Here is a 26,380-nt window from a genome sequence, read left to right as displayed (position 1 = left end):
TGATATGGATAAACTACCCTTCGATCCACACAACCCCTGGTTGGAACTGCGGCGCCTGACGCCAGCGCGAATCGCTCTGGGCCGCACCGGCACCAGCATTCCCACCCACGCGCAACTGGACTTCCAATATGCCCACGCTCAGGCGCGGGATGCGGTGCACTTGCCGTTTGACCATGCCTCCCTCGGCGCGCAATTGGCCGAACGTGATCGCGAGTGTCTTTTGCTGCACAGTGCTGCGACGGATCGCAACACGTACCTGCAACGCCCCGATCTGGGGCGAAAACTCAGTGATGCATCGGCGCAGACCCTGCGTGATTACGCGACGGCCCATCCGGGAGGCGTGGATCTGGTGATTGTGGTCGCCGACGGCCTGTCGGCATTGGCCGTTCATCGCCATACCCTGCCGTTTTTGACACGCCTCGAAGAGCAAATGGCAGGCGACAGCTGGACTGTTGCGCCAGTCATACTCGTGGAACAGGGCCGGGTAGCCGTCGCCGATGAGATCGGTGAGTTACTTGGCGCAAAAATGACCGTGATTCTCATCGGCGAACGCCCTGGCCTCAGCTCCCCGGACAGCCTGGGTTTATATTTCACCTACAATCCCAAGGTCGGCCTTACCGATGCCTACCGTAATTGCATCTCCAATGTCCGGCTTGAAGGGCTGAGCTACGGCATGGCGGCACACCGTTTGCTGTATTTGATGCGTGAAGCCTGCCGGCGGCAGTTGTCAGGGGTCAATCTGAAGGACGAAGCGCAGGTTCAGACACTGGAGTCGGACACAGGAGGCGACATGAAAGGTAATTTCCTGCTCGGCCCCCCGAATGCCTGAACCACCTCCGCATTGCACATTCGTACCAGTTTCAGGCAGGATCGTTGCGCGGCCGCCAAGGGTTTCCCATCGCCGTCAGAGACGTAAGACAGCCACTTGAAGACGAGACCTACCATGCGGATTATTCAAGCGACCCTCGAACACCTGGACCTGCTGACCCCGTTGTTCGTCAAATATCGCGAGTTTTATGGTTCCCTGCCGTATCCGGACTCGTCCCGGGCGTTCCTCGAAAAACGCCTGCGTCGCAAGGAGTCGGTGATCTACCTGGCCCTGTCCGATGACGACAGCAACAAACTGATGGGTTTCTGTCAGCTTTACCCGAGCTTCTCTTCGCTTTCGCTCAAACGTGTGTGGATCCTCAACGATATTTATGTCGCCGAGGACGCCCGCCGCCAGTTGGTGGCCGACAACCTGATCCGCACCGCAAAAAAAATGGCCAAGGAAACCAATGCCGTGCGCATGCGTGTTTCCACCAGCAGCAACAACAAAGTCGCGCAGAAAACCTACGAGTCCATCGGATTCAAGGAAGACACCGAATTCAAGAACTACGTGCTGCCGATCAGCGACGAACTCTGAATCACCTGCACCCTGCTCGCGATGGCATCGACCGGACTAGACTGGCCCAACGATGCGCCGGCATCGCGAGCAGGCTTGCTCCCACCTGTTCGTTATCAAACATCAGCCCTGCGATGAAATTCCCCGCTACAATCTCGACGCGATTTTCACCTCTCGCCTCGTATAATCCCGATATTCCCGGCTTGTAAGAAAAACTACCCCTATCCGTAGTCTTACGCGAAGTCATCCGCACAGGCCTGCTGAGTCGGGCCGTCACCACAGGTGCTATCCATGGATTTCAACCCGATCGACATTGTCCTGCATCTCGACGTCTACCTCGACATGCTTGTAACCAACTACGGGGCATGGATCTACGCCATTCTGTTTATGGTGATCTTCTGTGAAACGGGCCTTGTGGTCATGCCCTTCCTGCCGGGCGACTCCCTGCTGTTCATCGCCGGTGCCGTGGCAGCCGGTGGCGGCATGGACCCGGTACTGCTCGGCGGCCTGCTGATGCTGGCGGCGATTCTGGGCGACAGCACCAACTACATCATCGGACGAACGGCGGGTGAAAAACTGTTCAGCAATCCGAATTCGAAGATCTTCCGTCGCGACTACCTGCAACAAACCCACGACTTCTACGACAAGCATGGCGGCAAAACCGTGACCCTGGCGCGCTTCCTGCCGATCATCCGCACCTTTGCACCGTTCGTCGCCGGTGTTGGGAAAATGCCTTATCCGCGGTTCTTCGCCTTCAGCGTCTTTGGCACCGTTCTGTGGGTCGGCGGGCTGGTGACGCTCGGTTACTTCTTCGGCAACGTACCGTTCATCAAGAAGAACCTGTCGCTGCTGGTAGTCGGCATCATCCTGCTCTCGCTGGTGCCGATGATCATTGGCATGGTGCGTAACCGCCTCGCCGGCTCGAGTTCCAAAGCCGAATCGCGCTGACACGATGTGGTCCCTGAGCGCCTGGCGTCGCCGGCGCACTCTGGCGAAGCACCCGATTGCCGATGACATGTGGCAACGGGTGCGCCATCACCTGAGCTTTCTCGATGGCATCAGCGCCGCCGAAGACCAATGGCTGCGCGAAGCCTGCGTGCTGTTCCTCGAAGACAAGCACTTGAGCGCCCTGCCCGGTGTCGAACTGCATCAGGAACAACGCTTGCTGCTTGCGGCCCAGGCGCAATTGCCGCTGCTGCACCTCGGCGACCTGAACTGGTATCAGGGCTTCCACGAAATCATCCTCTACCCCGACGACTTCCTCAGCCCCCAGCGCCATCGCGATGCCAGCGGCGTCGAGCACGAATGGGACGGTGAGCACAGCGGTGAAGCCTGGCAGCAAGGCCCGATCATCCTCGCCTGGCCCGGCGTAATGGCCAGTGGTGGCTGGGAAGGCTACAACCTGGTGATCCACGAACTGGCACACAAGCTCGACATGCTCAACGGCGTCGCCAACGGCCTGCCGCCACTGCATCCCGACATGCGCGTCAGCGACTGGGCCAGCGTCATGCAAGAGGCCTACGACGACCTCGACCGGCAACTGGAACGCAATCCCGATGCCGAAACAGCCATCGACCCGTATGCCGCCGAGAACCCTGCCGAGTTCTTCGCCGTCACCAGCGAATACTTCTTCAGCGCCCCGGATTTGCTCCACGAGGCTTATCCACAGGTGTACCAGCAGTTGAAGCTGTTCTATCGCCAGGACCCGTTGGCGAGGTTGAAGCAACTTCAGGCGCATGACCCTGTCTATCAGGCACACCAGTGAGCGCCATACGACTTCTGGTCCATGGCGTCGACACGGGAATATGCCTATAATCGCCGCCACTTTTTGGTCAATCCGGCCAAGTGTTTTTGGTCAACTAACGGGGGCAACGCCCAATGAGCTACAGCAAGATTCCGGCTGGCAAAGACCTGCCGAACGACATCTACGTCGCGATCGAGATTCCGGCCAACCACGCGCCGATCAAATACGAAATCGACAAAGACAGCGATTGCCTGTTCGTTGACCGTTTCATGGCCACCCCAATGTTCTACCCGGCCAACTACGGTTACATCCCGAACACCCTGGCTGACGACGGTGATCCCCTCGACGTGCTGGTCGTAACCCCTTACCCGGTTGCTCCAGGTTCAGTGATCCGCGCCCGTCCGGTCGGCATCCTGAACATGACCGACGACGGCGGCGGTGATGCCAAAGTCATCGCAGTCCCACACGACAAGCTGTCCCAGCTGTACGTCGATGTGAAGGAATACACCGACCTGCCAGCGCTGCTGATCCAGCAGATCGAGCACTTCTTCGCGAACTACAAAGATCTCGAAAAAGGCAAATGGGTGAAGATCGAAGGCTGGGCCGGCGCAGACGCCGCCCGCGACGCGATCACCAAGTCGGTTGCTGCCTACAAAGGCTAAGCTCGGCTGCTGGCTTTTAGCTGTAAGCGGCAAGAAAAACCCCGGGTAATCCGGGGTTTTTTGTGGGCGCTTGATAAGCACGCCAAACACCCCGTTTAAATAGACCCTCCAATGGTTTTTGCTTGTTTAAAATTCCCCAAGAGCGTCTTACATCCAGTCGTAAATTTCCCGCGAAATTTGAACGAGGCGTTTATTCAAACCCTTGTTAGCCGCCAGTAGACTCGCGTTCATGAAAAAGAACACTAGCGGCCCACGCTTCAAAGCGCTCCTCGAAGCAGCGAACATCACGACCACCGGATTTGCCGAATTCCTGGATACGGCTCCGCAAAATGTACATAACTGGTACACCCGCGGTGTGCCTGCCCATTGCATGGAGGAAGTCGCTCGAAAACTCTCCGTCAGCAGCGACTGGCTGAAAACCGGTGAAGGCTCGAAAGATGCCCAACATCTGCGCCTGCTCGACGAAACCGGCAACACCTTCGATGCCCAGACCATCCGTGGTGTCTACACGGTCATCGAGCCTGTCGACGTCGAACTGCCATTCCTCAAGGAAGCTGTCACCGCCCCGGGCTCCAACAAAACCCACGTCATAGAAGACTCCGAGAAATCCATCCGTCTGCCCCGCAGCCACCTCGACTCCCTGGAAATCAACCACGCCGACGCCATCTGCGCCCTGATGAGCGGCAACAGCATGGGTGAGAAAATCGAAGACGGTTCAACCCTGGCGATTGACCGTGGCCTGACCCAGATTGTCGATGGCGAGATCTACGCCATCGAACATGACGGCATGCTGCGCATCAAGTACCTGCACCGACTACCGGGCAACTCCCTGCGACTGCGCAGCCACAACCGCGCCGAATACCCGGATGAAATATTCAGGACCGCACAAATCGAAGAGCAGAACATCAGGGTACTGGGCTGGGTATTCTGGTGGTCGACCCTGAACAAACGACGGCCGACGGTGCCGTTTCTTTAAGCACTCCAGAACGCCCATCGGCCGCCCACCCGGGTGGCCAAACGGCTCTGCCCGGCACTTCCCGCTGGGAATTTCCATCAAACCTGCGTATGCTGCGCCCCACATTTGCGCATCGATCCGCCCTGCGGCTCAGATGCTCTGGCCTGACAGATGACTTTCTCACCAGGTCCCACAGCCGGACGCAAGATCCGGGTGTACGTTTTGAAGGCTGGCGCGGTTTACCAAAAATGATCCAAGCCAGTCCCCGAGAAGCCGGCCACAAGCCGGCTTTTTAATGCCTGAACGAAAGTGATTCACAACAAAACTCACTCAACCCCTTCAGTATTCAGTGCATAAAACTCCTGCAGCTTGGCTTGCAACAGTTTCTTGTCTGGCAATTGGGTGTGGTACTCCGCGATCAAGGCAGGCGACAGTGAGCGGTTCAGGGCGTATTCGACGATTTCGTCCTCTTTGCTCGCGCACAGCAATACACCGAGCGCCGGGTTTTCGTGTGGCTTGCGGACATTACGGTCCAACGCTTCAAGATAAAAATCCATCTTCCCCAAGTATTCCGGCTCAAAGCGCCCGACCTTGAGTTCGATCGCCACCAGGCAGTTCAGCCCACGGTGGAAAAACAACAGATCCAGCGCAAAGTCCCGTCCACCTACCTGCAACGGATATTGCGAACCCACAAAGCAGAAGTCCCTGCCCAGTTCGATCAGAAAATCCCTGAGCTTGTGCAGCAGGCCTCCATGCAAGTCTGTCTCTGCATGACCACGCTCCAGAGCCAGAAACTCGACCACGTAGGCATCCTTGAACACGTCCAGGGCCTGGGGATGAATTTGTCGCAGCGGTGCTGAGACTTTTGCCGGGCTGACCACTGAACGCTCAAACAGAGCCGCCTTGAACTGACGCTCCAGTTCGCGGCTCGACCACTTTTCCTGGATTGCCATGCGCAGGTAAAACTCACGCTCTTCCGGGCGTTTGCTCTGATTGAGGATGATCAGATTCTGGGTCCAGGGCAATTGTCGCAGCAGTGCTGCGACTTTTGCGTCATGCCTATAAGCCTCGTAAAACTTGCGCATGCGAAAAAGATTCGCACGGGTGAACCCCCGCAATCCAGCCTGCGTATAGGCCAGGTGCTGAGCCAGTTGTGCCACCACCCCATCACCCCACTCCGCCGCTTCAATTTTGCGACTGATGTAGGCCCCCACCTGCCAGTGCAACTCAATCAGTTCGGTGTTGACCGCCTGCATGGCGCGTTGTCGCGCGGTCACAATCAGTTGGGTGATTTCGTTGAAAGCAGAATCGAGAGAGGTATCGCTACGAAGATCATTCACGTCAGGGCATTTCCATGTCGGTTGGAGGGCCCTTTCAATTACTCCTGATACCGACGCAGAAACATTCACAATGTATTTCTGCATGAAACAACGCTAATAAGCCTCCATCCCACCCAGAGAACACTTGCCAAGCCAAAATGGCCGATGCTAAATCCACCCAGTCCAAAGACCGCTACCCTTACCCCGGAGAAGCTCTGCCGGTCGGACTTCGCTTTCAAGCTCAACGGGAACCTTCGCAATGGATCTGCACATCCCGACCCTGCTGGTAGTCTCGGTCTTCGTTTTCATTCTGATGGGTTTGTTGACCTGTCATGCCTGGTGGCGTGAAACCCGTGAGCGGCCTCTGGCTTATCTGGGTGCAATGATGCTGCTGGCTGCCCTTGGCGTGGTGCTGGTCAGTTGGCGGGGTCGTGGGGTCGATGTTATCCCGCTGATTTTCGGCAACATGGCTCTGTTGCTGAGCGCAGCGATGAACTGGACCGCCATGCGCGTATTTGTCGGGCGCGCGCCTTCGCTGCCGGGAGTTTTCGCGGGCGCCGGCATCTGGCTGATCCTGTGCCTTATCCCGGCGTTCTATGACGCCATGCCCGTGCGAGTCGTGGTGTATTCACTGCTGACGGCCGGTTATGGCGTGCTGACGGCATCGGAGTTCTGGCGCAGCCGGAAAAAGCTTGAAGTCGCGTACATGCCGGCGCTGGTTCTGACGCTGCTGCACACGGCTTTCTATATCGTTCGCAGCGTGATCGATAAGAGCCTGCCTCTGGATCAAGCGCTGTCAGGCATCGGCGATGGCGTACGTTTTTTCTCCTTCATGCTGTTCGAATCCATGCTGTATGTCATCGGGATCGCTTATGTGACGCTGGCCATGGTCAAGGAGCGCGCGGAGCTGAAGTTCAAAGCTGCCGCGTTCTGTGATCCGCTGACAGGGATCGGCAACCGTCGCGCCTTCATGTCGCACGGTGAACAATTGCTGACCAACTGCAAGCGCCGGGCAGAACCCGTTGCGTTGCTGCTGTGCGACCTGGATCACTTCAAGCGCCTGAACGATAGCTTTGGCCATCCGATGGGGGATCAGGCACTGATCGCGTTCAGCCGGATTCTGACAGGCAACCTGCTCAATCACGATGTGTTCGGTCGTATCGGGGGAGAAGAGTTTGCCTGCCTGCTCAAAGGGGCGGATGAGCAGGAGGCGGTTCAGGTGGCTGAACGCATCCGTCAGGCGTTTTCCCGGCTGTCGCTGCTGGAGCCGGGGATACTCAGTGTCAGTATCGGCGTCGTCACCACCGGCGAGTCGGGCTACGAGCTTTCGAGCCTGCTTTCACAGGCGGATGAAGCCCTGTATGGCGCCAAGGATCACGGGCGCAATCGTGTGCAAACCCTGCGCAAGTTGTACCTCAACCTCACGGATAGCTGAACGACTTCACCAACGTCAGCTCCCCCACCGCGCGCATCGGCACCAGGAACGTTTCCATCTTCTCGCTCGGCGTGCCTTCCTCGGTAATCACCGTCACCTGCGCCGTGGTCAGCGGTTGGACCGCGTCTTCCTGCCCCTCTTCATCACTGCTGTAGCCGCCGCCAAAGTAGTTCACGTAGACCAGATATTGCCCTTTGATCGGCGCGGGCATGGCGAAGATTTCCGGGCCGTAGCCGGTGGTGACGTCGACGTCGAGCGCGGCGCCGTTGGGGGCGACCCGGTCGCCGTACCAGATGTGCGCTCCGTCGGGGGTGATCAGGTGCAGGTCGAGGTCGGTGCTGTCGCTGTCCCAGGACAACAAAACGCGCAATTTGGCCGGAGTCGCACCGCCGCTGCTGTTGAGAAATTGCGTGCGCTGACGTTGTTGGCCATCAGGGCTGCGAACCTCGACGCTGTTGCTGCCGTTGGGGAATGAGAACGGGCGATCGAAGCGGCCGGCCGGGTCGATTTTCAGCGGCATGCTCACCCCGTTGACGATCAGCCGGCCGGGGTCTGTGGATTTGGCTGTGGCCTTGATCTGCCCGCTGATGCGAGCGGTGTTGGCCTGCCCTGCCGGGGTATTCACCGACGAGGCCGGGTAGTTGACGGTCTGTCGGAAGTTTTCCCCTTCGCCCTCAGGCGCGCCGGTGCGCCAGCCACCTGCGGGGGTGTCGAGTTTGACGCTGTCAGCCGCCATCACCGATGGCAACGCCACCAGCGAACAGAGCAACAGCAAGACCTGTGGATAACGGAGCTTCATGGACTATTCCAGCAAGAGGTGGCGGGCGAGCCCTTCGATGTAGGTTTCATCCTGGCCATTGGGATGTGCTTCGAAGGCCAGGTGCAGGTATTCATGGGTCAGGTCGAGGCGGTCTTGCAGTGTCTGCGCGCCACGCACGTAGATGCGCAGACGTTCGCGGTCGACATAGGGGCGGCCGAAGGCCAGGCGGCATACGGCGAAGGTGCTGACTTCGCTGTAGCCGGTTTCGCTTTCAAGTTTCTGGCGCCAGCCGCGCCGTTGTTTCTGCAGCCATTCTTGTGCGGCGGGCAACGCTTCGCAGGACGCGACCGGGTTGTCCCAGCGACTGAGACTGGCGCGTGGGTAGGCGTGCAGCAGGATGGCGTCGTAGCGCTGGCCGGCACGGGCCTGTTCGACGGCTTGCTGCCAGGACAATTTGTCCGGTCCGGGTTGATCGGAATGGTAGGTGACGGTGCTGCCGGCCAGCACCAGGTCGCTGGTCCACGCCGCGATATCGCGAGACTCGGACGACGCCGGACTCGGTGCGACCCGCTGACGGCTGCTGCTATCGTCGATGCTCAGGCAGTCACCGCTGCGCGTGGCGTTTTGCAGCAAGTATGTGCGAATGGCCACGGTCAGGGCTTTGGCGGCCTCGACCGGTTCGGCACTGGCTTCGCGCTGGAGAACGCGGGCGACGTACTCTTCGCGATCCAGACGAGCCACGAGCTTGTGGTTCAGCAGAAACAGTTCGCCGTCGCTGTGGATATCCAGCCCATTGCCGTTGGCGAATTCGACGCGGTAATCACCCTGCAACGCCCCGGAGGACACCACACCGTTCCCTGACAGCACGCGCCGAAGTGGGTAGCGGGAGAACAGGTCGACCTCTACGCACTGCCCTGCATCCGTAGGCCATGCAACAGGAATCACCGTAGACAGTGCCTGCGCGTAATCTCGAAGTACCCGTTGACTGGTACCGCGTCCACCGGCCCAGACCGGGGTACCGTCCGCCGTCCAACCGGCAAACCCGCCCTGACGCGATGTTGCATCCTGATCCGCCAGCCAGCTCCAGGTCTTCACCCGCAGGCGGCTGCCGAGTTCGCCGACGACATGACCATCAGCGGCATTGAGCAGCACATCGAGCAAAACTCGCCGGGCTTGATCCTGCGCCGGCAGCACGGCCAACACCTTCAACAGTTCCGCCACCGAAACCCGGGTAGCTGGTTGCAACGAAGGCAAATCCAGCAACCATTGCGGCGCCTGCCGCGCCTGCCAATAGGCTCGCCAGTCGGCATCACGAATGCCCAGCCGCGCGGGTTCGAAATACAGACCGCATGACTTCACCAACGCCTGATCACGCTCGATCCTGCCGCCCGCCGTGCAGCAATAAACCTCTTCTTTCGACTGCCCGCGGCATTCGTAAGCCGGCTCGCGCGCGCCGGTGTCCACCAGCCAGGCGTAGACGAACAACTTCCACACACTGCCCAGTGGCGTCTGCAAGGTCGGCGGCAATGGCTCGCGGGTGATCACCTGCGTTCGGCTCAGCGACAACAAATCGCCCTTGAAGGCCAGGCGCAAAGGTTCGTCCTGCGCCGTTGCCAGCACAGGGATCAAACACAGCAACCAACCTATCAGCAGCCTGTGCACGTCAGTGAACCGTGACCTGGCCAAGGGCGGCTTTTTGTTCAAGCGCCTGATGCTGCGGCGCATAAACTTGAGTGAAACGCACCGGCGGCAAGTTGAACTGCCCCTTCTGCGAGAAACGCACCAAGTGCCGCAGGCGCAATTCGCCACTCAAGGCATCGACCGGAACGGCATAAGCCATTTGCCCCGGTTCGAATCGCGCCTTCTCCAGCGATGTCGGTTCGGTGCCAGCCTTGCCCATGAGCTTGATGCCCCAGGTCGTGCGTTCGACATCGGCACCCGGTGGCAGCGGCACCTCCAGCAGGCCATAGCGCAACGGCCTGGCGGCTTTGCTGGTGACGATCACTTCATCGAGATAGAGGTTGTCGCTGGACAACGACGCGTTGCCGACCGCTTCGAGTTTGAAGGTGAAGGCTTCATCCCCCGGCACCAGTCGCGACAGGCGACGGGTGATGGTCACGGCCATCGGATCGACCGCCGGCTGTTGGCTGCGGTAGCTCAATGCAGCGCGCAGCGGACGCTCTTGCGCGCCAGTCAGCGTCAATACCGTCGGCACTGGCGCAGGCCCCTGCCACGTCCAATACATCTCACCAGAAACCCCGTACTGCTTCTTCCAGCCGTCACCAGGCGCCAATGCAATGGTGGGCGATGCCTGCTCGATGCTGCGTTGCAGCCAGGTGAGTGCCAATGCACGTTCCAGGGTCGATTGCTGCGGCAACAGGCGTTGCAGCAAGGCCTGGGCGTGAGACTGATCGAAGGGTTGCAGCGACAGGTTCAGCGCTTCGGCAAACGGCTGGGAACTGACCGCCAGACGTTGCTGTGCGTCGGCCAGTTGACGGTTGAACGCATCCGGCAATGCGACCTTCGCCTGCCTGGCCAGCGATGCCGTCAGCACTCGTGCGCCCGCCAGCCCCAAGGCTGAATCCGGATCGCTCATGACGAGGCTGTCTTCGCCGTCTTCCATCAGGTTCGCGGCAGTGCCCTCGCCCGCTTTCGCCAGGTCATCCATCAAGCCACTGAGCAAGGTATTGACCGGCAACTGCATTTGTTTGGCGAACGACAGGATCAGCGCCCGCTGCAACAGCGGCGTGTTCTTCGCCTGCTTGGCGTAGACCTCCAGCACCCGCTGCCAATGCTCCGGCGGCAGGCTCAGTTCCAGCACCTGGCTGGCGTGCCAGTCGGCGTAATAGGCGTAGGCGGTGAGGAAGGCATCCGGCTCGCCGTCCATGCCCCACCAGGTGAAGCTCGCCGAAGGGCCGGCCATTTGTACCAGGCGCAAGCGACTGGTTTGCATGATCAGGCGCAGGCGATCGCGGATCTGCGCATTCGCCGCCAGCGTCGGGTAGGCAATGCTCAACGGCAACAGGCGGCTGGCGGTCTGCTCGACGCCACCGTAGGGGTAGCTCAGCAGATCGTCGAGTGCAGAACGGAACAACGCTTGCGGGCTGTCGTCCAGACGCAGGCGGATATCACTGGCGTCTGCCGGCAACGTCAACGGCGTATCGCCCTCACCCGCATCAAGGCTCTGGGTTTGAGTCACCTGCCAACCTTCACCGGTCGCGCTCAAGTGTACCGCCAGGGCATCAGCGGTTTTGCCATCCTGCACCAGTTCGGCGCTCCACTCGCCATTGGCCAGTTCAAAGGTCGGCAACGGGATGTAGTTGATGCCGCTGTTCAGGGTCACAGGCACGCGCTGTTCATTGCCGGCGAAATGGGTGACCAGTTCGGCCTTGACCGGTTTCTCGGCCTGGCTGAAAGCAAACACACCGAGCTCCGGTTTGTCGCCAGCGCGGAATCGAGTCGGGCCGCTCCACTTCAGGTACAGCGGTTTTTCCGAGCGCACGAATTGCTTCTTCTGCCCGACCTGACCGCCATCGGCAATGGCCCTGGCAGTGATGCGCCAGCGGGTCAGGGAGTCGGGCATCTTGAAGGTGAAGCGGGTTTTGCCGTTGGCATCGGTCAGCAATTCAGGTTGCCACGCAGCGGTGTCGACATCCTCACGACGGGGTCGCTCCAACACCTTCACGCCCCGCTCACTGCGATTGGCTTTGCCCGGTGCACCGGGGCTGCCCGGCAAGGCGACGTCATAACTGATGAACGACAAACTGGCGCTGGTACGCACGTTGTTGCGGCGTGGGTGATAGAAGAACTGGTCGATGCTCGGCGCGACTTCAGGTTGCAGGGCGTAGACCATTTCATCGACCACGCTGACCGTCAGGTGCGCGGGAATCGCTTTGCCGGCGAACTGGGTGGTCAGGTCCACCGAGACGATTTCACCCGGCTGATAGGTTTCCTTATCCGTGGTGATGGCCACGTCGATCTGAGGCGTGACCACCTTGATGCCGGCGTTCTGGAAACTGTACTGGCCGCCCTTGGTGTACAGCACCGAGAAGGTCAGGTTCGGCGCGAAACCGTCCTTCACCGGGATGCGTGCGCGGTATTGGGTATCGCTGAGTTTTTCCATCTTCAGCCAGTCGCCGCCCTTGGACAGCAACGCGGTCGCTTCGACCTTGTCGCGTTCCAGAGACAGCAGCGCATCGCTCACTGGCTCGGGGAAAGTGATCAGTGCCAGCGCTTCATCGCCTGCGATGTACTCGGGCTTGTCGAGGACGATTTCCACGGTGCCGGGTACGGCTTTGACACCTTCGCCGGTAACCGAATGGCCGGTGGCGCCGACCACCCGGCCATGATCATCCTTGAGCGTCAGGTTGTAGGTGCCCGGCCGGTCAAAGGCCAGGGTGAAACCCTTGTCGGTTGCCGCGAGTTTTCCTTCGCCGGTGCTCTGGTCTTCCAGTCGTACCCAGCCGTAGCTGCCTGGCGTAACGGCATCGGCCTGCTCGCCTTCGCGGGTGTAGCTGAACGCAACCTTGTCACCCACCGCGCTGAAACGCCGAGGCGCGCTCAAGCGGAAATTCGCCGCGCCACGGTCGATCAGGATTTCCTTGGTGGTCTTGACCCGATACGCCGCACCGTCGCTGGCAAACACCGTGAGCATGTAGCGACTCGGTTTGTCGGCTGCCGGCAGGTCGAGGGACGCATTGCCCTTGGCGTCGGTGGTCAATTCGGTGCTTGTCAGCTCCACCGGAAACTGCCCGAGGTATTGCAGTTCGTTGTCGACCATCGACAGCTGTTGGGCGCGCAGGCTCAGGCTCAATTTCGCATTGGCCACCGGTTTGCCGTCCGGGTACAGCAGCACCAGGTTGCCCTTGACCGGCTCGCCAGTACGGTAATCCTGCTTGGCCAGATTGAGCGATATCTCGAAGTGCGGCTTGATGTATTCAGCGACGCGAAAGGCGCTGCTGTAGGCCTGATCCTTGTAGTTGAAACGCAGTTCATATCCACCGGCCACGGCGTTGTCCGGCAACTGGAATCGGCCCTGGGTGCCAGCCTTGGAATCGAGCTTCAGATCGAGGGATTGCAGCGCCGTGCCGGTCGCATCCAGCACGGTCACATTGACGTCGGCCGCGCTTGGCTGCACCGAGTCCCGCGCGTTCTTGAATTCACGGCCGACGATTTTCAGCGACACCCAATCCCCCGGCCGATACAGCGGCCGGTCGGTGAAGGCATAGAGTTTGGTGTCGTAGATTTCGCTGTCGTAGTAGAAGTTCTCGGAGACGAACACCCCGCCCTCTTCGTCCTCGCCGATCACGAACGAACGCTCGGGGCTGACGTGTTTCAGGCGTAGCAAACCATCGGCATCCGTGGCGCCGCTGCTCATCACACCGAGGCCGTCAGTCCACAGCACATTGACCTTCGGCACCGAGCTGCCTTCGTGTTTGCGCGCGGCCCACACCAGCAATTCGTCGCCGGCGATCTTGCTCACCGCCACGGTGTTGGAGACGAACACCATAGTGGTCGCGCGGTACTTGCCGATCAGCGCTTCCACCAGATAAAGACCTGGTTTGAGATTGCCCAACGGGATGTACACGTTGCCCGGCGCGACGCTGACGAACTCGCTGGAAGAACCGGCCAGGTTCACCCCCGCAGGTGGCTGGATCGGCTTGGCCTGCCACAACGGATAACGGAACTGGCTGACCACCGGCAAACCCGGTATCAGCGCGAATTGCGGCTGCGCATCGTAGGGCGTTGGCGCGGCCATCGCATTGCCCATCTTCAGTTCCGGCACTTCCTCGGTGACTTGTTTACGCGACTCGTAGGAAAACGCCCGCTGCATCACCCGACGGGATTTGCGATACCAGTTATCCCACAGGTAAGCGAGGGTGTTCGACAGACCTTCACCCTTGAACTGGCCATCGCTGACCACTCGATGCAGGTTCTTCTGGCGCTTGAGAAAATCCAGCGGTCTGTCGATGCGATACACCCGAATGTCGGCGCCGCCGTAGGGCTCCATGCGAAACCGGCGATAGTCGCGGCCCGGCGCTTCGAGACGCACCATCGCCTGTTCATCGCTGGCAAAACTGCTGTCGGCCAGCAGGAAAAAACTCTCGCCGGCCACCGGCGCATAGCCGCTGGACGGGACCGAGTCGTCGGCATCAACCGCCGAGAACGGCAGCACCAATACCAACATCAGAGACAGAAAACGCAGCATGCGGGCACCGGTCATTGGGAAACAAAATTCAGTCGATAGACGCCGATGAAGTTGGGGTTGGCTGCGTCGGGTATCCATCGGGTGTCCTTCCATGTCATGAGTTGCTGCAGGCTTGCCGAACGCATGCCGTTGTCGGTGGGTGTGCTGGTGCCGGTGTGATAGGCGATGTAACGGCCCATCCAGATCATCAGGTGCTGGTCGTCGCCCTGATCGAAAAACATCAGGTCGCCAGGGCGTGCTTGAGACACATCGCGGCTGACCAGATGGCTGTTGAACTGAATCAATTTGATTGCATTGACGTATGGCCCGACCTTGCCGCCGCCCTGCTGCCATTGCTGGGCAAGACCGCGCTGGGCGTCGCTCAGTTGCAGCTCCGGCGGCAGGTAACGATTGGACAGGCCATTGCTGCGCAGCCATTTGTCGTCATGGACTTTCAGCGCTTCATTGGCGGCGAAGCGCACCAGCCCGGCGCAGTCTTGCTGATACCAACGGGGGCTCGGCCCCTGGCTCAGTTGCTCCTGGGCGATGCGCACGAACCAGGCACGGAAGACCTGGGACTGCTGAGGGTCGAGCGATGGTGCCTCGATAGCCCGGGCACCCGCGCTCATCAACAAGGCCAGCAGGCCGAGACTTCGGATCAATGCCGTCACAGGGCTTTCCACTCCAGCGGCAGCCACTGCCAGTGGCCGTCCGGCTCGCTGCCTTCGGGCAAGGTCAGGGCGTATTTACCGTAGCCGCCGAGCTTGCGCAGTTTTGGGATCAGGTAGGTTTGCGCGGCGTTGTAGAACACCGGCTCCATGTCCTGGGGCAGGCTGTCGAGGGTTTCCTGCTGCATCAGTTGCGCCATGGAATCCGGGCCGAAATAGACCGGCATCAGCAGGTCCTTGGGCACCACATCGGCCATCGGCGGGAAGCGTTTGTCGAGGGTGCCGAGGGCCTTGTCCACAAGCTTGTCGTCGAGGGAAAACAGCAGCGTCGAACCATGCCGCGCCAGACTGACTTTCATGAACGCCTTGCCGGTGATGGCGTCGGGGTCTTGAGCGTCCTTGACCGCATAGGGACCGAAACTGGAGCTGACCTGACGTTGCCACTGGTGGCTCTGGCCTTCCTGTTTTTCCGCCACCGGGAAGGCCCCTTCTTCGACATTGCTCTCGTAGGCGCCGACCATCGAGCCGAACAGGCTGCCCAAATCCCCATCGAGTTTGCCGCTGTCGTCATCGTTGAGGCTTGCCACCAGCAAGGGCGTATACAACCGCGAATCGGCATACCAGCACAGGCCCGCCGCGCCGGCCATGTGTTCGGTCAGCGCCTGAGCCACCTTCTCCTCGGCACCGAGTTTCACCAGCAGCGGTTTCTGTTGCTCGGCAGCCAGCGGCAACGCCACGCAAGCGCTGGCGCCCATGGGCATGGCTTGCCAGATCGGTTTGAAATCGAAGTCCGGCTGATTCTCCAGTTCATCCATGGCCAGGAAGCTGTGCCAGCCCTTGTCGTCCATGTCGAAACGCAAACCGGCGAAATTCGGAATGAAGCGCTGATAACCCATGGCCAGCACGCTGGCATTCACCGACAGGCGTTGTTTCACCTCCGGCGTACGAGGCGGCAGGCCGAAGGCTTCGGGGAACAGTTTGTCGCCATTGAGCAACGCGGCAATGGCCGTGGTCGACACGCTGCCCGATTCTTCCGTTGCGCCACTTTGCGGATCGTAGAGTTTCGCCGGATTGGACAGCACCACCAATTTGTCGCCATGGGACGCGAACAGCAGCGCCTTGCTCGCGTTGTAACTGAGTTGATAGAGCCCCACGTCGTCGGTGCCGACCTTCACGTCAGCGACTTTGCTCAACTGCGAGTCGTCCAGCGCCACTTTGGCCAGCGGCTCCAGCACCTTGGCCAGCCCGCCGCGATCCATCACCAGCAGGAAATCCTTGAGCCGCCCATCCGCCCCGCGCCACAACGCTACGTCCGCCGGTTGATCGAACAGTTGCTCGATCAAGGTGTCCTGCAGTTTCAGGTCATGTTCGTAGATGATTCGCCGCAAGCTGCCGATCAACCCCAGGCGGTCGGCATGGGTTTCGTAATAGAAGACGAAGTCTTCGGTCAGGGTTTCCTTGAGGAACGGCACCGCCAGCAGGTCCTTGGGCAACTGGCTCAGGGAATGGGTTTCCAGCAGGCCATCCGGGCGGCTCATGCCCAGTTTGTCACTGGCCAACACAGGCGCTGGGGCCTTGGGTTTGTGCATGAACCACCCCAACCCAGCAGCCACGCCAACGACCAGGCATATCCCGATCAGCAGCGTCGGCCAATGCAGGGAAGATTTGGCCGCTGGTGCGCCAGCGGCCGGAGTAACAGTGCTATCACTCATGTTCACAAAACCCGATGTTCATCCGTGGAGCGGGGATGCTTAGTAGTTGAAAGTCTTGACCAGCAGCAGGTCGCCGATTGCGCGCAGGGGCACGATGAACGTCTCGCGTTTTTCATCGACGGTGTTTTCGTTGAGCACCAGATTGATTTGCGAGGTAATGACCTCGTTCTGATTGCCGGACTCATCGAAGTTATAGCCGCCGCTGCCGAAGTTGCCCCAATAGTTCACGTAAACAAGATAGGTGCCACGTAGCGGTGCGGTCATGGTGAACATTTCCGGACCCGGGCCATCGACGCCGTCAGGGTCGAGGCCGCCGCCATTGGTCAAGGCCGGGTGCGCCCAGAAGGCATGCTGGCCATCGGGCGTGACAATATGCAGGTCGAGTTCGGCTTTCGGATCATCCCAACCCAGCACCACGCGAATCCGCGCCGGGGTGCGCAGGTTGTTGGCTTCATAGAATTGAACACGCTTGAGGGACTGGCCTTCGGCGCTGCGCACTTCGACGCTGTTGGAGCCGGCGCCAAACGCATAGGGCCGGGCAAAACGCCCTTGCTCGTCGGTATAGAGATTCAGCGGATTGCCGTTGACCGCCAAGGTGTGCGGCCCGCGCTGGGTGCCGAGGGCCTTCAGTTGGCCTTCGATCATCGTGCGATTGCGCTGTACGCCCCGATCAATCGGCGGCGTGGGATAGGCGACTTGCGGGTTTTCGCTACGGTCCAGCAGACCGTTGTAACGCCAGCCGCCCACCGGCTCCGACAACTCGGCATTCGGCGCAGCCAGAATCCCGGGCGCGAAAACCAGCCCGATCAGCAGCAAAAGAAATGAGCGCATGCGACGCCTCCTGCCATGCAGGACGAAACCTTGCGCCTGATCCTGGGCGCGTCACAGATGTGAATACTGCGTTTCGTCTGAAAGACCCGTGACTATTGGGTCGTAGATGGCGCAAAGATTAGCCATTCGGATGTTTTTTAACAATCGGATAGCTCCGAAATTGCGGTGGGAATCACGATAACGGGTGGACGGTGAGCCGAATACGCGCCATATTCGGCTCATTATGTGAGCCGAATAACCTTTCCAATCGGCTCACCTCCCACTTAGAGCATCAAGTTCATGACACCTCAATGGATATGGCAGCAGCCTGATTGGCCGGGGTTCACCTGGAATGCCGAACGCCTGGCGCCCTTGTTACGCGAGTGCGTTCAAGCTCAAGGTCGGCTAATGGGCATGGCCAGTTCCGTGGGCAGTTCGCTGAGCGTGCAAAGTGAGCTGGATGCGTTGTTGCAAAACATCGTCACCTCATCGGCCATTGAAGGAGAACAACTGAACGTCGGCTCCGTTCGTTCGTCGCTGGCTCGACGCTTGGGCCTGGATCTACTTGATGGCGATAGAGTCAGCCAACGCAGTGAAGGTCTTGCGCAATTGATGCTCGATGCTACGCAGCATTTTGCCGAGCCGCTGACGCTGGATCGCTTGCTGCACTGGCATGAATGGTTGTTTCCAGAGCAGGACGGCGACCTCGCCGCCCGGGCGATACGTGTCGGTGCATTGCGAGGCGACGAACCGATGCAGGTCGTCTCCGGTCGTCTCGACAAGCCGACCGTGCACTTCGAAGCGCCGCCTCGACTGGGCCTTGAGCGTCAACTCGAAATCTTCCTCGACTGGTTTGAGAGCGGCCGAAACCAGGCCGGACTCGACCCATTGCTGCGTGCTGGCATCGCACACTTCTGGTTTGTCACACTCCACCCTTTTGACGACGGCAATGGTCGCCTCACACGCACCATCACCGATCTGGCATTGGCACAGGGCGAGGCTCAGGCGATTCGTTTTTACGCAATGTCGGCAAGCATTCTTGAGGATCGCACCGGTTACTACCGGGTGCTGGAAACCAGTCAAAAGGCTACGACAGATGTCACTGAGTGGCTGGAGTGGTTCCTGCAAACTCTTCTGCGCAGCCTGCAACAAGCCATGACGCGGATCGACAGTGTGCTGGGTAAGGCGCGATTCTGGCAGGCACACCAGAGATCCGAGCTGTCGGCCGAGCAAACAAAGGTACTTAATCGCTTGCTCGATGGCGGCGAAAGAGGCTTCGAGCACGGCATCAGTGCGGCTCAGTACCAGGCCGTCGCCAAAGTATCCAAAGCGACCGCGACCCGTCATCTGAGCGAACTGCTGAACAAAGACTGCCTGCAACGCCTGCCCGGTGGTGGGCGCAGTACCCGGTACCAGATCAAATACCCCGATACGACGGACACCTGATGCCTGTAGACAGGAAGCTTGTTCCCTCTCCACAGTGTTTGTTCATCCAGAAATTGCGACAGCAAATCCCCCCGCTCATTTGCCCATACCCCCCCTATCTGCTAGTGTCGCGCCGGTTTAACGTCAACCGGAAATCGCCGCCATGGCCCGCAAAAAAGCTGCACTGGATTTCGAACAGTCCCTCGCCGACCTGCAAACGCTGGTGGAGCGTCTGGAGAATGGCGAATTGTCGCTGGAGGACTCGCTGGCCGCTTTCGAGCAAGGCATCGGTCTGACCCGCGATTGCCAGGCGGCGCTGGCCCAGGCAGAGCAAAAGGTTCAGGTGCTGCTCGAGCGTGATGGCGAGCTGGCCGAGGAACCCTTCGACGCGGACCAACCAGAATGATTGCAGCGTACTCGGCAACCAGCCAGGCCCGCGTCAATGCGGCTCTGGAAACCCTGTTCACTGCACCGGGCCCCGAGTTGGCGCGTCTGTATGAAGCCATGCGCTACAGCGTGATGAATGGCGGCAAACGGGTGCGTCCACTGTTGGCCTACGCCGCGTGCGAAGCGTTGGGCGGCAAAGCCGAGCAAGCCAACGGCGCGGCCTGTGCCGTGGAGCTGATCCACGCCTATTCGCTGGTGCATGACGATTTGCCGGCGATGGACGATGACGATCTGCGTCGCGGCCAGCCCACCACCCACAAGAAATTCGATGAAGCCTGCGCGATCCTCGCCGGCGACGGCTTGCAGAGCCTGGCCTTCAGCGCCCTGCTCGACCCGCGCCTGAGCACATTGGACGCCGAGGTCCACCTGCAAATGGTCAGCGCCTTGGCACTGGCCGCAGGCCCGGCGGGCATGGTCGGCGGTCAGGCCATCGACCTCGGCTCGGTCGGTCTGAAGCTCGACCAGCAAGCCCTGGAGTACATGCACCGGCACAAGACCGGTGCGTTGATCGAGGTCAGCGTCAAGCTCGGTGCCCTGGCCAGCGGCCGTGCCGAGAAAGACGAACTCAAGTCCCTGCAGACTTATGCACAGGCCATCGGCCTGGCATTCCAGGTTCAGGACGACATTCTCGACGTCGAAAGCGATACCGAAACCCTCGGCAAACGCCAGGGCGCCGACATTGCCCGGGACAAGCCGACCTACCCGGCCCTGCTCGGCCTCGACGCCGCAAAGGCCTATGCCCTGGAACTGCGCGATCAGGCCCTGCACGCGCTGCGACCGTTTGACGCGGCGGCCGAGCCGTTGCGCGATCTGGCCCGGTATATCGTCGATCGCCGCAGCTGACGGCGATTGCGCCAAAAAAGACCAACGCGTGGGCAGGGGGCGAAGCATCAGGTAAACTGCCGCATCTTTTATACCTATAACGATTCGCCTGATGCCCACGACGTTTCATGAGATTCCCCGCAAGCGCCCGACCACGCCCCTGCTCGACCGCGCGAACACGCCGGACGGCCTGCGCCGGTTAGGCGAAGCCGAGCTGGAAACCCTGGCCGATGAGTTGCGCCTGGAATTGCTCTACACGGTCGGCCAGACCGGTGGGCATTTCGGTGCCGGCCTGGGCGTGATCGAGCTGACCATCGCGCTGCATTACGTCTTCGACACCCCGGACGACCGGTTGGTGTGGGACGTGGGTCATCAGGCTTATCCACACAAGATCCTCACCGGTCGCCGCGAGCGCATGGGCACCCTGCGCCAGAAGGACGGCGTCGCTGCGTTCCCGCGCCGCTCCGAGAGCGAGTACGACACCTTTGGCGTCGGCCACTCCAGCACCTCGATCAGTGCCGCGCTGGGCATGGCGATTGCCGCCCGCCTGCAAAACAGCGAGCGCAAGGCGATCGCGGTGATCGGCGACGGCGCGTTGACCGCGGGCATGGCGTTCGAGGCGCTGAACCATGCGCCGGAAGTGGACGCCAACATGCTGGTGATCCTCAACGATAACGACATGTCGATCTCGCGCAACGTCGGTGGCTTGTCGAACTACCTGGCGAAGATCCTTTCCAGCCGCACCTACGCGAGCATGCGCGAAGGCAGCAAGAAAGTGCTGTCGCGCCTGCCCGGTGCCTGGGAAATCGCCCGTCGGACCGAAGAATATGCCAAAGGCATGCTGGTTCCCGGCACGCTGTTCGAAGAGCTGGGCTGGAACTACATCGGCCCGATCGATGGCCACGACCTGCCGACCCTGATCGCCACCCTGCGCAACATGCGCGATCTGAAAGGCCCGCAGTTCCTGCACGTCGTCACCAAGAAAGGCAAAGGCTTCGCCCCAGCGGAAGTCGACCCGATCGGTTACCACGCCATCACCAAACTTGAACCCCTGGACGCCCCGGCCGCCGCGCCGAAAAAGGCCAGCGGGCCGAAGTACTCCGGTGTGTTCGGCGAATGGCTGTGCGACATGGCGGCTGCCGATCCACGCCTGGTCGGGATTACCCCGGCGATGAAGGAAGGCTCGGACCTGGTCGCTTTCAGCGAACGCTTCCCGCTGCGCTACTTCGACGTGGCCATTGCCGAGCAGCACGCGGTGACGTTTGCCGCCGGCATGGCCTGCGAAGGCGCGAAACCGGTGGTGGCAATCTACTCGACGTTCCTGCAACGCGGTTACGACCAATTGGTGCATGACGTCGCCGTGCAGAATCTCGACGTGCTGTTCGCCATCGACCGCGCCGGTCTGGTGGGCGAAGACGGCCCGACTCACGCCGGCAGCTTCGATCTTTCGTACCTGCGCTGCATCCCCGGCATGCTGGTGATGACCCCGAGCGATGAAAACGAGCTGCGCAAGATGCTCACCACCGGCCATCTGTACGAAGGCCCGGCGGCGGTGCGTTATCCACGGGGCAACGGCCCGAACGCGACCATCGAGAAAGACCTCGAGCCTATCGAGATCGGCAAAGGCGTAGTCCGCCGCCAGGGCAGCAAAGTCGCCCTGCTGGTGTTCGGCGTGCAACTGGCCGAAGCCCTGAAAGTCGCCGAGACGCTGGACGCGACCGTGGTCGACATGCGTTTCGTCAAGCCGCTGGATGAAGCGCTGGTTCGCGAAATCGCCGGCAGCCACGAGCTACTGGTGACCGTCGAAGAAAACGCGATCATGGGCGGCGCCGGTGGCGCGGTCAGCGAATTCCTCGCCCGCGAAAACATCCTCAAGTCGGTGCTGCACCTGGGCTTGCCGGACATTTACGTCGAACACGCCAAGCCTGCGCAAATGCTGGCTGAGTGCGGTCTGGATGAGGCGGGAATCGAAGCGTCCATTCGTGAGCGCCTGCAACTGCTCAACATCTAAACGCAAAACCCTGTGGGAGCGAGCTTGCTCGCGATGGCGGCCTGTCAGTCGACTCAAATGCTGACTGATACACCGCTATCGCGAGCAAGCTCGCTCCCACAGTGGTTTTCAGCGTCTATCAAAACTGTATTCGCCTCAAAGCACCAACGGACTCCCCATGAAACTCTCCCCCTTCGCCCTGACGCTGACCCTGCTGCCGGCCGGTCAATTGCTGGCCGACACCTTCGAACGCGACCAGGCCCTGAAGCTGCCCGACGTGTTGATCAGCGCCAACCGCCAGGTCGAAGCGCGTAACGACAGTAGCGCCGCCAACACCGTATTCACCCGCGAAGACATCGATCGCCTGCAACCCGATAGCGTCACTGACCTGTTGCGGCGGGTACCGGGTGTGCAAGTCTCGCAGTCCGGCGGGCGCGGCAGCATTCCGGGTGTCTACATCCGTGGCACCCAGTCGGCCCAGAGCCTGGTGCTGGTGGATGGCCAACGCATCGGCAGTTCGACCTCCGGCGACAGCAACCTGCAACACATCAATATCGAGCAGGTCGAGCGCGTGGAAGTGCTGCGCGGCTCCCGCTCGGTGATTTATGGCAGCGATGCGATTGGCGGGGTGATCCAGATCTTCACCCGCCGTGGTGGTGAGCAAGGCCTGCAACCTCGATTGCACATGGGATTTGGCAGCAACCAGACATGGGAGCGCAGTCTCGGTTTGTCCGGCGGTGATGAGCAAACCCGCTTCAACCTCGGCGCCAGCCTCGATGAAACCGCCGGCATCAATCGCACCCATGAGTCGTATCCCAGTGATGGCGACCATGACGAATATCGTAACAAGTCGCTCAGCCTGAGCCTGAGTCACGCCCTGACGGAAGACATCGAAGTCGGCGCCAACCTGCTGGATAACCGTGGCAAGAGCGAGTTCGACAACCCGTTCGGCCGCTTCGACATGAATACGTTCGAGTCGGTCCAGCAACAGCCCTACAGCGACTTCGATGTGAGCAGTGTCAGCAGCTATGTCGATGCACGGATCAACGATCTCTGGAAAACCCGCGTTGATGTCGGCCACAGTGAAAACCGCGAGAAGACCCTCGACAAGCTCAGCGATGAACGCACCGTATTCAACACCTATCGCGACTCGGTGACCTGGCAGAACGACCTGACGCTCAACGAGCGCAACAGCCTGATGCTCGGTGGTGACTGGTACGAAGACCGGATCAACAGCACCACGGCGTTCGACGAAGACAGCCGCTGGAACCGAGCCGCGTTTATCCAGCATCGCTTTCAGGCAGACAGTTTCTCCACGGAGTTGGGCCTGCGTCACGACGATAACCAGCAGTTCGGCAGCCAGAACACCTGGAGTGGCACCTTCACCCTGCCGCTGAACCCGGACAACGAAGTGCTGCTGACCTACAGCGAAGGCTTCCGCGCGCCGACGTTCAACGACCTGTACTACCCGGACTTCAGCAACCCCGACCTGAAGCCTGAAACCTCGAAAAGCTATGAGCTGCAATGGCGCAGCCAATTGACCGAGAACAGTCGCCTGGAGGCGTCGCTGTATCGCACCGACCTTGAAGACGCGATCATTTTCGGCAGCAACTCACGCCCTGAAAACGTCGCCTCGGCGCGGATCAACGGCTTCGAAGCCGCGCTGAAGCAGGAACTGTTCGGCTGGCAGAGCAATCTGGGCGTGGCGATCATCGACCCACGAGATCGTGACACGGGCCACACCCTGGCCCGTCGCGCGCGGCGCACCTTGAGCTGGGATCTGGACCGTCAGTTCGATCGCCTGGGCCTCGGCGCCAGTTGGCAAGCGGTCAGCAGCAGCTATGACGACTTGAACAATCAACAACCGTTGGATGGTTATGCCTTGTTGGGGCTGCGCAGCAGTTGGGAGCTCAATCGTGAAGTCCAACTGGAGCTGAAGGTCGATAACCTGCTGGACAAGGGTTACAGCCGGGCGCTGTACAGCTTCCAAGGTAGCCAGTACGGGTATCGCGAGGAAGGTCGGGCGTGGATGTTCGGGGTGACCTGGACGCCGGAGAGCTGAGGCTGGCGCGAATCATTGTGGCGAGGGAGCTTGCTCCCGTTCGACTGCGTAGCAGTCGCAATCAACGCTGACCGGGGCAATCAGACAAATTGCAGTGTTAGTTTTTGGGCTGCTTCGCAGCCCAGCGGGAGCAAGCTCCCTCGCCACAGTTACAAATTCGGTGCAATCAACTGGCAGAGTTTGGCAGTTGCCTCAATCATCTGCCCACTCGGCCGCTCCAGGCCCTTGTCCGTCACCAGGCGCAACTGTCCCTGTGCCACGGCCGCCACCTGCGGCCAGGCTTTCCACGCATCGAGCTGCGCCTGTTCGCTGGCCAGAATCACCTCGGGATTGCGCTGCAACACCGCTTCCACACTGACTTGCGGTGCCGGCAGTTTCAGGTCGGCAAACACGTTTTGCGCACCGCAGACCTCCAGCGCATCGCTGATGATCTGTTCACCACCAACCGTGTACAGCGGCCGATCCCAGACTTGATAGAACACTCGTAACGGCTTGTCCCGGCGATAGCGCTGACGCAACTCATCCAGCCGCTGGCGTAAATCGCTGGCCAATGAAATTCCGCGCTCAGGTCGACCGAGCTGAGCGGCTATGGTCTGAATCTGTGCGGCAAGCTGGTCCAGGCTGTGGGGTTCGGCGACGTAGGTGGGAATATTCAGTCGCTTGAGCTGGTCACGCTGGGCCGGGCCGACGCTACCAGGCCATAGCAGCAACAGATCGGGTTTCAGGCTGAGCAAGCGCTCCATATCCAGCTGGCCATAGCGGCCAACGGAAGGCAGGCCCTTGAGTTCGGCAGGTCGTTCACCAGCGTCCAGCACACCCACCAAGAGGTCGGCGGAACCCAATTCAACGACGATTTCAGAGAGCGACGGTGCGAGGCTGACAACCCGTTCGACCGCGATGGCCGGGCCACTGGCGGCCAGCAGCAACACCGCCAGCCAGAGCGCGCGCATCAACCGAGTTGACGCGGAATACGGTAGAGGTAGAACAGCACGGCGGTCGACAGTGCCAGCAACATCAGCGGCACGGCTTCGAGACCGACGAACACCGCCAGGGCACCGATCCAGGCCGGCAGCCCGGCGGCCAGGAATGCGGTGCGCCGCTTGGCCGCCAGACTGATCCAGGCGGCAGGTTCGTCAGGGGTATCGAGGGCTTTCTGGGTGGCGATCAGCGCGTGTTTGTAGGCGCCGAAAAACTTCAGGCTGACAAACATCGAGGCGACTCCGGCGATGAACAACGGCATCGCCAGCACCGGCAGAATGGCTTCGCCCTGGCCGAACAGCGCATTGATCACAAACAGCGGCAACAAGGCCAGTGCCAGGTATTGCCACCAGTTGACGGACAGTCGCCGCCGCACCTGACCGCGGGTCACGCCCGGTCAACCTCGCCCTGATGCTCATTGCCCATCATGTGGTCGAGCTTGCTTGCCTTGGTTGCCAGGTAGAGTCGGTTATGCGGGTTGTGGCCGGTGTGCAGCGGCACGCGCTCGGCGACCACGATCCCCATGTCGGTCAAGGCTTTGACCTTGCGCGGGTTGTTGGTCATCAGGCGCAGGGACTTCACGCCCATGTGCTCCAGCATCGGCAGGCACATGGCGTAGTCACGCTGGTCGGCGGCAAAGCCCAGACGTTCGTTGGCTTCAACGGTATCGGCGCCGCCATCTTGCAGCTCATAGGCGCGGATCTTGTTCAGCAGGCCAATGCCACGGCCTTCCTGACGCAAGTAGAGCAACACGCCACGACCTTCACGGGCGATGGCCTGCAAGGCAGCTTCCAGTTGCGAGCCGCAGTCGCAACGTTGGCTAAACAGGGCATCGCCCGTCAGGCATTCGGAGTGCAACCGGCCGAGTACCGGGGCACCGTCATCGAACTCACCCAGGCTCAGCACAACGTGCTCGCGGCCGGTGGCTTCATCGAGAAAGCCATGCATGGTGAATTGCGCAAAAGGTGTTGGCAGCTTGCAAGCGGCGACAAAAGCGACAGGCACCGGTGTGCTCCTGAT

The 26,380-nt window shown here is 60.5% G+C and carries 22 protein-coding genes; 12 read left to right on the top strand and 10 right to left on the bottom strand.

Translation table 11 applies throughout. The features are described from left to right. Positions 1–4: 4 nt before the first annotated feature. The 6 genes from eutC to VC35_RS17335 all read left to right on the top strand — a co-directional run bounded on the left by eutC (position 5) and on the right by VC35_RS17335 (position 4,766). On the top strand, positions 5–829 hold the full coding sequence (gene eutC, locus VC35_RS17360) for an ethanolamine ammonia-lyase subunit EutC (RefSeq protein WP_046041663.1): 825 nt from the start codon (positions 5–7) through the stop codon (positions 827–829). 114 nt (positions 830–943) lie between these two features. Next, positions 944–1,405 (top strand): GNAT family N-acetyltransferase, encoded by a 462-nt coding sequence (locus VC35_RS17355; RefSeq protein WP_046041662.1) that lies wholly within the window; start codon positions 944–946, stop codon positions 1,403–1,405. A gap of 270 nt (positions 1,406–1,675) precedes the next feature. Continuing rightward, complete coding sequence (locus VC35_RS17350; RefSeq protein WP_046041661.1) at positions 1,676–2,332, top strand: DedA family protein; 657 nt, start codon at positions 1,676–1,678, stop codon at positions 2,330–2,332. A 4-nt stretch (positions 2,333–2,336) separates the two neighbouring features. Next, positions 2,337–3,149, top strand: coding sequence for a M90 family metallopeptidase (locus VC35_RS17345; RefSeq protein WP_046041660.1), 813 nt, complete (start codon positions 2,337–2,339; stop codon positions 3,147–3,149). Between the two features lie 113 nt (positions 3,150–3,262). Next, positions 3,263–3,790 carry an inorganic diphosphatase gene (gene ppa, locus VC35_RS17340; RefSeq protein WP_007894323.1) on the top strand — a complete coding sequence of 176 codons (528 nt, stop codon included), beginning with the start codon at positions 3,263–3,265 and terminating at the stop codon, positions 3,788–3,790. A gap of 229 nt (positions 3,791–4,019) precedes the next feature. Continuing rightward, on the top strand, positions 4,020–4,766 hold the full coding sequence (locus VC35_RS17335) for a S24 family peptidase (RefSeq protein ID WP_046041659.1): 747 nt from the start codon (positions 4,020–4,022) through the stop codon (positions 4,764–4,766). 305 nt (positions 4,767–5,071) lie between these two features. On the opposite strand, the gene VC35_RS17330 is transcribed toward VC35_RS17335, so the two are convergent. Beyond that, positions 5,072–6,085, bottom strand: coding sequence for a PDDEXK nuclease domain-containing protein (locus tag VC35_RS17330; protein ID WP_046041658.1), 1,014 nt, complete (start codon positions 6,083–6,085; stop codon positions 5,072–5,074). 238 nt (positions 6,086–6,323) lie between these two features. Here VC35_RS17330 and VC35_RS17325 point away from each other — a divergent pair, with 238 nt between their 5' ends. Continuing rightward, a complete protein-coding gene (locus tag VC35_RS17325; protein ID WP_046041657.1) occupies positions 6,324–7,499 on the top strand; it encodes a GGDEF domain-containing protein in 1,176 nt (391 codons plus the stop codon). On the opposite strand, the gene VC35_RS17320 is transcribed toward VC35_RS17325, so the two are convergent. From VC35_RS17320 to VC35_RS17295, 6 genes are read right to left on the bottom strand one after another with little or no spacing between them, the layout of a single operon-like run. Next, positions 7,486–8,298, bottom strand: coding sequence for a YfaP family protein (locus VC35_RS17320; RefSeq protein WP_046041656.1), 813 nt, complete (start codon positions 8,296–8,298; stop codon positions 7,486–7,488). The two genes, VC35_RS17325 and VC35_RS17320, sit on opposite strands and share 14 nt — an antisense overlap. Before the next feature lie 3 nt (positions 8,299–8,301). Next, positions 8,302–9,945 (bottom strand): DUF2300 domain-containing protein, encoded by a 1,644-nt coding sequence (locus tag VC35_RS17315; RefSeq protein WP_404942361.1) that lies wholly within the window; start codon positions 9,943–9,945, stop codon positions 8,302–8,304. Continuing rightward, on the bottom strand, positions 9,923–14,482 hold the full coding sequence (locus VC35_RS17310; RefSeq protein ID WP_080925330.1) for an alpha-2-macroglobulin family protein: 4,560 nt from the start codon (positions 14,480–14,482) through the stop codon (positions 9,923–9,925). The genes VC35_RS17315 and VC35_RS17310 overlap by 23 nt, the downstream gene beginning before the upstream one ends. Continuing rightward, positions 14,479–15,075: a DUF1175 domain-containing protein gene (locus tag VC35_RS17305; protein ID WP_185754809.1), complete on the bottom strand. Its 597-nt coding sequence runs from the start codon at positions 15,073–15,075 to the stop codon at positions 14,479–14,481. Before VC35_RS17305 ends, VC35_RS17310 begins: the two co-directional genes overlap by 4 nt. Positions 15,076–15,113: 38 nt before the next feature. Next, on the bottom strand, positions 15,114–16,826 hold the full coding sequence (locus VC35_RS17300; protein WP_046041653.1) for a DUF2138 domain-containing protein: 1,713 nt from the start codon (positions 16,824–16,826) through the stop codon (positions 15,114–15,116). 39 nt (positions 16,827–16,865) lie between these two features. Further along, positions 16,866–17,657, bottom strand: coding sequence for a YfaP family protein (locus VC35_RS17295; RefSeq protein ID WP_046041652.1), 792 nt, complete (start codon positions 17,655–17,657; stop codon positions 16,866–16,868). A 279-nt stretch (positions 17,658–17,936) separates the two neighbouring features. Here VC35_RS17295 and VC35_RS17290 point away from each other — a divergent pair, with 279 nt between their 5' ends. From VC35_RS17290 to VC35_RS17270, 5 genes are all read left to right on the top strand, one after another. Continuing rightward, positions 17,937–19,082: a Fic family protein gene (locus VC35_RS17290; RefSeq protein WP_046041651.1), complete on the top strand. Its 1,146-nt coding sequence runs from the start codon at positions 17,937–17,939 to the stop codon at positions 19,080–19,082. A 142-nt stretch (positions 19,083–19,224) separates the two neighbouring features. Next, entirely contained in the window at positions 19,225–19,467 is a 243-nt protein-coding gene (locus tag VC35_RS17285; protein ID WP_007970180.1) for an exodeoxyribonuclease VII small subunit, read from the top strand. Continuing rightward, on the top strand, positions 19,464–20,351 hold the full coding sequence (locus VC35_RS17280) for a polyprenyl synthetase family protein (RefSeq protein ID WP_046041650.1): 888 nt from the start codon (positions 19,464–19,466) through the stop codon (positions 20,349–20,351). Before VC35_RS17285 ends, VC35_RS17280 begins: the two co-directional genes overlap by 4 nt. 91 nt (positions 20,352–20,442) lie before the next feature. Next, the gene (gene dxs, locus VC35_RS17275) at positions 20,443–22,341 is read left to right on the top strand and encodes a 1-deoxy-D-xylulose-5-phosphate synthase (protein WP_046041649.1); all 1,899 of its coding nucleotides are present in this window, start codon (positions 20,443–20,445) and stop codon (positions 22,339–22,341) included. Positions 22,342–22,498: 157 nt separating this feature from the next. After that, positions 22,499–24,382 carry a TonB-dependent receptor domain-containing protein gene (locus tag VC35_RS17270; RefSeq protein WP_046041648.1) on the top strand — a complete coding sequence of 628 codons (1,884 nt, stop codon included), beginning with the start codon at positions 22,499–22,501 and terminating at the stop codon, positions 24,380–24,382. A 149-nt stretch (positions 24,383–24,531) separates the two neighbouring features. Here VC35_RS17270 and VC35_RS17265 read toward each other — a convergent pair whose 3' ends face one another. Genes VC35_RS17265 through ribA form a run of 3 tightly spaced genes read right to left on the bottom strand, consistent with a single transcriptional unit; the run spans position 24,532 to position 26,365 of the window. Continuing rightward, positions 24,532–25,332: a cobalamin-binding protein gene (locus tag VC35_RS17265; protein ID WP_046041647.1), complete on the bottom strand. Its 801-nt coding sequence runs from the start codon at positions 25,330–25,332 to the stop codon at positions 24,532–24,534. Further along, positions 25,332–25,751, bottom strand: coding sequence for a hypothetical protein (locus VC35_RS17260; RefSeq protein ID WP_046041646.1), 420 nt, complete (start codon positions 25,749–25,751; stop codon positions 25,332–25,334). Before VC35_RS17260 ends, VC35_RS17265 begins: the two co-directional genes overlap by 1 nt. After that, positions 25,748–26,365: a GTP cyclohydrolase II gene (ribA, locus tag VC35_RS17255; RefSeq protein WP_046041645.1), complete on the bottom strand. Its 618-nt coding sequence runs from the start codon at positions 26,363–26,365 to the stop codon at positions 25,748–25,750. Before ribA ends, VC35_RS17260 begins: the two co-directional genes overlap by 4 nt. Positions 26,366–26,380 lie beyond the last annotated feature (15 nt).

The sequence above is a fragment of the Pseudomonas fluorescens genome (assembly GCF_000967965.1).
Lineage (GTDB): Bacteria > Pseudomonadota > Gammaproteobacteria > Pseudomonadales > Pseudomonadaceae > Aquipseudomonas > Aquipseudomonas grandcourensis.
Note: the sequence above shows the minus strand (reverse complement) of the source record. Positions and strands in the feature narration are given on the sequence as shown.